The sequence below is a fragment of the Actinomadura logoneensis genome (genome assembly GCF_003428695.1).
GTDB classification, from domain to species: domain Bacteria; phylum Actinomycetota; class Actinomycetes; order Streptosporangiales; family Streptosporangiaceae; genus Spirillospora; species Spirillospora logoneensis.
Window position 1 is genome coordinate 40,576 of the sequence record NZ_QURH01000114.1, and the last position, 6,869, is coordinate 47,444.

Annotated in this window: 6 protein-coding genes; all 6 read left to right on the forward strand. The window is 72.8% G+C overall.

What is annotated here, in order from left to right:
- Window positions 1–131 precede the first annotated feature (131 nt).
- Window positions 132–1,322 (forward strand): homogentisate 1,2-dioxygenase, encoded by a 1,191-nt coding sequence (locus DZF91_RS06160; protein ID WP_117356517.1) that lies wholly within the window; start codon window positions 132–134, stop codon window positions 1,320–1,322.
- 109 nt (window positions 1,323–1,431) lie between these two features.
- A complete protein-coding gene (locus tag DZF91_RS06165; RefSeq protein WP_117356518.1) occupies window positions 1,432–2,187 on the forward strand; it encodes a DUF6585 family protein in 756 nt (251 codons plus the stop codon).
- A gap of 110 nt (window positions 2,188–2,297) precedes the next feature.
- On the forward strand, window positions 2,298–2,687 hold the full coding sequence (locus tag DZF91_RS06170; RefSeq protein WP_117356519.1) for a PPOX class F420-dependent oxidoreductase: 390 nt from the start codon (window positions 2,298–2,300) through the stop codon (window positions 2,685–2,687).
- Between the two features lie 232 nt (window positions 2,688–2,919).
- Complete coding sequence (gene cysS, locus DZF91_RS06175) at window positions 2,920–4,314, forward strand: cysteine--tRNA ligase (RefSeq protein ID WP_117356520.1); 1,395 nt, start codon at window positions 2,920–2,922, stop codon at window positions 4,312–4,314.
- A gap of 461 nt (window positions 4,315–4,775) precedes the next feature.
- Window positions 4,776–5,714, forward strand: coding sequence for a 23S rRNA (guanosine(2251)-2'-O)-methyltransferase RlmB (gene rlmB / locus DZF91_RS06180; protein ID WP_117356521.1), 939 nt, complete (start codon window positions 4,776–4,778; stop codon window positions 5,712–5,714).
- 41 nt (window positions 5,715–5,755) lie between these two features.
- A complete protein-coding gene (locus DZF91_RS06185; RefSeq protein ID WP_268915921.1) occupies window positions 5,756–6,703 on the forward strand; it encodes an aldo/keto reductase in 948 nt (315 codons plus the stop codon).
- Window positions 6,704–6,869: the final 166 nt, after the last annotated feature.

The following is a 6,869-nucleotide window of genomic DNA, read 5'->3' on the forward strand; positions in this document are numbered from 1 at the left end:
GTTCAGAGGACGGAACGGGCAGATCAACACTAATCAGGACCGGCCGGGCAGGCGGGGACCCGGTGGCTGCGTCCGGAACGTGTCGGGACGTACGGTGTTGGTGACGATGACGTCCCCAACTGGAGGCAGCGATGCCGTACTACCGGGTCGTGGGCGAGGTCCCGCGCAAGCGTCACGTGCAGTTCCGCCGCCCGGACGGCGGTCTCTACGCCGAGGAGCTCATGGGCGAGGAGGGCTTCTCGTCCGACTCCAGCCTGCTCTACCACCGGTACGCGCCCACCGCGATCATCAAGAGCGAGGGGCTGGACGACGCGTCCACGGCCGAGGGCATGGCCCCGAACCATCCGCTGCAGCCGCGCGGCTACCGCACCCAGGACCTCCCGGTCGGCGGTGACCTCGTGCTCGGACGGCAGGTCCTGTTCGGCAACCAGGACGTGCGGATGTCGTTCGTGGCCTCGTCCGGCGGTCCCAGCGAGTTGTACCGCAACTCCGTGGGGGCGGAGGTCGTCTACATCCAGACCGGCCAGGCGACGTTCGAGTCGACCTACGGGGCGCTGGACGTCACCGAAGGCGACTATGTGGTGATTCCGACCGGGACCATCCACCGCTGGGTGCCCAAGGAGGGGGAGACGGTCCGCGCGCTCGTCATCGAGGCGTCCGGCCATGTGCGTCCGCCCCGCCGGTACCTCTCGCAGTTCGGGCAGTTCCTGGAGCACGCGCCGTACAGTGAGCGCGACCTGCGCGCCCCCACCGAACCGCTGCGGCGGGAGGGCGGCGAGGTGCCGGTCATCGTGCGGACGCGCGGCGGCCTGTCCCGGCTGACGTACCTGCACCACCCGTTCGACGTGGTCGGGTGGGACGGCTGCCTGTACCCGTACGTGTTCAGCATCCACGACTTCGAGCCGATCGTGAAGCGGACGCACGCGCCGCCGCCCGTCCACCAGACGTTCGAGGGGCCGAACTTCGTGATCTGCTCCTTCTGCCCGCGTCCGCTGGACTTCCACGAGGAGGCCGTGCCGATCCCGTACAACCATCACAACGTGGACTCCGACGAGATGATGTTCTACGTCGGCGGCGACTACACCGCCCGGAAGGGATCGGGCATCGGCATCGGCTCGATCTCGCTGCACCCCGCCGGATTCACGCACGGGCCGCAGCCGGGCGCGGTGGAGGCGGTGATCGACGCGGTCAGGCAGGGGCACGACCGGGCCACCGAGCTGGCCGTCATGATCGACACCTTCCGTCCCCTGGATCTCGGCCCGGCCGCCCGCCGCTGCGAGGACCCCGAGTACGCCTGGACCTGGGCCCGCACCGCCACCTGACCCGGGCGGACGGGCGGGCCCGGACGGCGGTGACGGGGCCGTGGCGGTTGGTGGTGATTTCCTTCGCTTCCATCGGGGTAATCGGTAGTTTGTGCCATTTCCTCGTCCGGTGCTGGAGCGGGCGGCCGCGCACGGGCTCGGCGTGCCGGTCCGGGTGTTCGACGCCCGGACCGGCCGCCGGCGCGCCGTCGGCTGGCTGGTCCTGCTCGGCCTCGCCGTCCTCGTCCTCGCGCCCGCGGCGGCGCTCTACCTCAGGTCCGGACGGTTCTGGATCGGCCTGCTCGCCGCGTCCCTCGCCGTCGCGTACCTGGCGCTGGCCGTGCGCATCGCATTGCGTGCCGGGCTGCGGGAGCGCATGCCGGTCGTCTACCTGTTCGGGGGCGGGCTCGTCTACGCCGGGACGGGACGCGCGGTCGCCTACCACTGGGACGACCTGTCCGCCGTGACCGTCGCGGGCGTCCGCACCGGGGCGCGCGGCCGGACGCGCTGGCGCTTCACCGTCACCGCCGAGGGCGGCCGGGACCTGCCCCTCGACGACCGGCTGCCCGACGTGCGGCGGCTCGGCGAGGTCGTCGTCGCGGAGGTGACGGCCCGCGTCGTCCCGCGGCTGGCGGCGGCCGTGCGCGGTGGCGAGACGGTCCGGCTCGGAACGTTCGAGGTCGGCCCGGAGGGCGTCGCCAAGGACGGCCAGCAGGTGCCGTGGCCCGCCGTCCGCCACGTGAGCATGATGAACGGGCTGGTCCGCGTGGAGACGATCGACGGTGGACGGGAGCTGACCGCGCTCGCGGCGCAGACGCCCAACGCCGTGGCGCTGGTCGAACTCTGCGCGCGCCTGGCCGCCGTCCGCGACCGCCCCGTCCACTGAGGACCATGCTCCCCGAGCACCGACCGGCGTCCGTAGGACGGCCGGGGACGCGGCGGAAGATCGCGCGCATGCGAGGATGCGCTGAGTAGTCGATCTTCTGGAGGTGTCGTATGGCGGAGAAGGCGCTCAACGACAAGGCGCGTGAGCTGTTCGACGGGAAGAACTTCGTGACGGTGGCGACGCTCAACGCGGACGGCGCGCCGCAGGCCAGCCCGGTCTGGGCCAAGGTGGACGGCGACACGATCGTGTTCTCCACGGTCAAGGGACGCCGCAAGCACTCCAACCTCGTCCGCGACCCGCGCGTCAACCTGACGACGTACGACCTGTCCAACCCGTACGAGTACGTCGAGGTCCGCGGCACCGCCACCATCGAGGACGACCCGGACGCCGCGCTCATCGAGGAGCTGTCCCAGAAGTACACCGGCGGCCCGTGGCGGGCGCAGGGCCCGGAGGAGCGCGTGATCGTCCGCGTGACCCCGTCGTACGTCCACACCCGCTGACCGGCCCCGGACGTCCATCCGTCCACCCCGGAGGCCCGGCCTTCATCCCGGAGGCCGGGTCCTCCGACCGTGAGGCAGACACTCCCGCGCGGGAAGCAGCGGCCTTCGCGTGGAGGGCGGGAGCGTTCTCATGGAAGGCCAGGCCTTCGCGGTGCGGGGGGAATCGGGGGGACGGCGGACGAAAGGACGTTTGAGTCCACCCTGCTCCCGGACGATCCAATAACCTGGGGGCGTGAGCCTGCGCCTTTACGACACCAGCACCCGTACCGTCCGCGCGTTCGAGCCGCTCCGAGAGGGCCGCGTGGGGATGTACGTGTGTGGCGCCACGCCGCAGGCCGCCCCGCACATCGGGCACCTGCGCTCGGGCGTCATCTACGACGTCCTGCTGCGCTGGCTGCGGGCGTCCGGCTACGAGGTGACCTTCGTCCGGAACGTCACCGACATCGACGACAAGATCCTCGACGTCGCCGCGAAGACCGGCACGCCGTGGTTCGCGGTCGCCGAGGGCAACCAGCGGATCTTCGGCCGGGGCTACGACCTGCTCGGCTGCCTGCCGCCGACGATCGAGCCGCGCGCCACCGGGCACGTTCCGGAGATGATCAAGCTGATCCGGCGGCTGATCGACAACGGGCACGCCTACGCGTCCGAGGGCGACGTCTACTTCGACGTGAACTCCTGGGCCGACCGGTACGGCGAGCTGTCGAACCAGCGCCTGGAGAACATGCGGTCGGCCGGTGACACGCCGAACGAGGACGCCAAGCGCGACCCGCGCGACTTCGCGCTCTGGAAGGGCGCCAAGCCGGGCGAGCCCGCGTGGGAGACGCCGTGGGGCGAGGGCCGTCCGGGCTGGCACCTGGAGTGCTCGGCGATGGCGACGATGTACCTCGGCGCGACGTTCGACATCCACGGCGGCGGCGTCGACCTGATCTTCCCGCACCACGAGAACGAGATCGCCCAGTCCAAGGGGGCGGGCGACGGGTTCGCGCGGTACTGGCTGCACAACGGCCTGCTGACCGTGGACGGCGAGAAGATGAGCAAGTCGGTCGGCAACGTCGTGCTGCTGCCCGACCTGCTCGACCGCGCGCGCCCCGTCGAGGTGCGGTACTACCTCGCGTCCGCCCACTACCGGTCGCTGATGGACTACACCGACTCCTCGCTCGCCGAGGCGGTCAGCGCCTACCAGCGGATCGAGGGGTTCGTGAAGCGCGCCGCCGAGGTCGCCGGTCCCGGCGAGCCCGGCGCGCTGCCGGACGCGTTCGTCCAGGCCATGGACGACGACCTGGGCGTCCCGCAGGCGCTCGCGGCCGTGCACGAGACCGTCCGCGAGGGCAACAGCGCGCTCGCGGCCGAGGACAAGGACGCCGTCCGCCGCCACCTGGCCGCGGTCCGCGCCATGACCGGCGTCCTCGGCCTCGACCCGCTGGCCCAGGAGGGCGACGGCGCGACCGGCGACGACCTGGCCCCGATCGTGGACGCCCTGGTCAAGGTGGCACTGGAGCAGCGGCAGGAGGCCCGCAGGCGCAAGGACTACGCCGCCGCCGACGCCATCCGCGACCGGCTCACCGAGGCGGGCGTCCTCGTCGAGGACACCCCCCACGGCCCCCGCTGGGACCTCCGCCGCGACTGACCCCACCCCGGCCCCGCGCCCCCACGCCACGCCCGAGCCGACCCGGCAACCGCCCCTCGCGGTCGGTCGCCTTTCGGGGCCGGTCGCCTTTCGGGGCCGGCCGCCTTTCGGGGTCGGCCGCACCCAGCGACTGACCTCGCGGTCGGCCGCATAGAACGGCTGCCCTTCGTGATCGGCTGCCCTTCGTGATCGGCGGCAGTTCGCGGTCGGGTGGGGCGAGGTCCGCGTCACCGCGATCGGGGGTCGTCGCGTGCGCCTTGCCGCCTCCTCCGGCCGAGCCCGGAGAGGCCCGCCTCCTGCTCGAAGGGCGGGGTGGCGTGGGCAGGGGCGGACGGCACCTAAAATCAGAGGTTTGAGGGCGCGCGCGGAAAATCAGGGGCGCGTCCGAGATCTGAGCCGCCCGACGCCACGAGGGCGTGCAACCGCAAAGCCGCAACCGTCGCGAAGGGCGTAAAACGATCATGCCGAAGCGCAAGGGCAAGGGCCCCACCCCCAAGGCCGAGGACCGGCACTGGCACGGCAAGCGCCAGAAGGCCCGGGCCGTCAAGAGCTCCCGTCGCACCGGGACCGAGACGCTCGGTCCGGGCGGGGCACGGGCCGCCCGCAAGACGGCGGCCGACGCCGCCAAGGCCGGGACGCCCACGGGCCGTCCGGCCGGGGCGCGCCGGGCGACCGGTGAGACCCCGGAGCTGGTCACCGGCCGCAACCCGGTGGTCGAGGCGCTGCGCGCCAAGGTCCCCGGCTCGGCGCTGTACGTGACCGACGCGCGCGACGACCGCATCCGCGAGGCGATCCAGATGGCCGCCGACCGGGGCATCCCGCTGCTGGAGGCCGGGCGCGGCGAGCTCGACCGGCTCACCGACGGGGCCGTCCACCAGGGCATCGCGCTCCAGGTCAAGCCGTACCGCTACGCCCACCCGGACGACCTGCTCCGCGGCGCCCGCCCGCTGATCGTGGCGCTGGACGGCATCACCGACCCGCGCAACCTCGGCGCGATCGTCCGCAGCGCCGCCGCGTTCGGCGCGTCCGGTGTGGTCGTGCCGGAGCGGCGTGCGGCCGGGGTCACGGCGGGCGCGTGGAAGACCTCCGCCGGGACGCTCGCGAGCCTGCCGGTCGCGCAGACCACCAACCTCGCCCGGCAGCTGAAGGCGTACCAGAAGGCGGGCTGCTTCGTCGCCGGGCTGGACGCCGCCGGCACCACCCCGATCGGCGAGCTGGAGATCGCGAACGGGCCGTTCGTGCTGGTCGTGGGCTCGGAGGGCAAGGGGCTCGGCCGCCTGGTCGCCGAGACCTGCGACATGCTCGTCACGATCCCGATGCCGGGTCAGGCGGAGTCGCTGAACGCGGGCGTCGCGGCCGGTGTCGCGCTCTACGAGGTGTCGCGCCGCCGCTCGTCCTGAGTAACGTCACCTTCGGTACCAAATACGGAACCGGAGGAATTGTGGACAAGCGTGATATCGGTGAGTTGTCGGTCGGTGCGGTCGGTCTCGGCTGCATGGGGATGACCCACGCCTACACCGTGGGGGAGCGGGACGACGCCGAGTCGGTCCGGGTGGTCCACCGGGCGGTCGAGCTCGGCGCGACGCTGATCGACACCTCCGACGTGTACGGCCCGTTCACCAACGAGGAACTGGTCGGGCGGGCGCTGAAGGGCCGCCGCGACGAGGTCGTCCTCGCCACCAAGGTGGGGCTGCGCATCCCGCCGGGCGAGGACACCCGCGCCATGTACCGGGACGGCCGTCCGGAGCACATCCGGGCCGCCGTCCGGGAGTCGCTGCGCCGCCTGGACACCGACCGCATCGACCTCTACTACCTGCACCGGGTGGACGACGACGTCCCGCTCGAGGAGAGCTGGGGCGCGCTCGCCGAACTGGTCGAGCAGGGACTGGTCCGGAAACTCGGAATCTCGGACGTCAGGCCCGAGCAGATCGCGGCGGCGCACGCGATCCACCCGGTGACCGCCGTCCAGAACGAGCTGTCGCTGTGGACGCGCGACGACGAGGTGGTCGCCTGGACGGCCGAGCACGGCGTCGGGTTCGTCCCCTACTCCCCGCTCGGCCGCGGCTTCCTGACCGGCACGTACACGTCGGCGGCGGACTTCGGCGAGGACGACTTCCGGGCCCGCCTGCCGCGCTTCGCCGACGAGGCGCTGAAGGCGAACCTGGCGATCGTCGACCGGGTCCGCGCCGTCGCCGACCGGCACGGCGCGACGCCCGGCCAGGTCGCGATCGCCTGGACGCTCGCCCAGGGCGACCACGTCGTGCCGATCCCCGGGACCAAGCGGCTCACCAGGCTGGAGGAGAACTGCGGCGCGGCCGACCTGGCCCTGTCCGAGGCCGACCTGGCCGAGCTCGCCGAGGTCCCGCCGCCCGTCGGCACCCGCTACTGACCAAGGACTCCGCCGCCGGCCGCGCCCCGCCCGTGACCCCGGCCACGCGGCGGCCGGTCGAGCTTGCCTCCGGCCCCCGTTCCCCGGCCGGGCCCCCGTTCTCCGGCCCGGCCCCTGTTCTCCGGCCCGGCCGTCCGGACACCGCCTGGCCCGGCCGTCCGGAGAC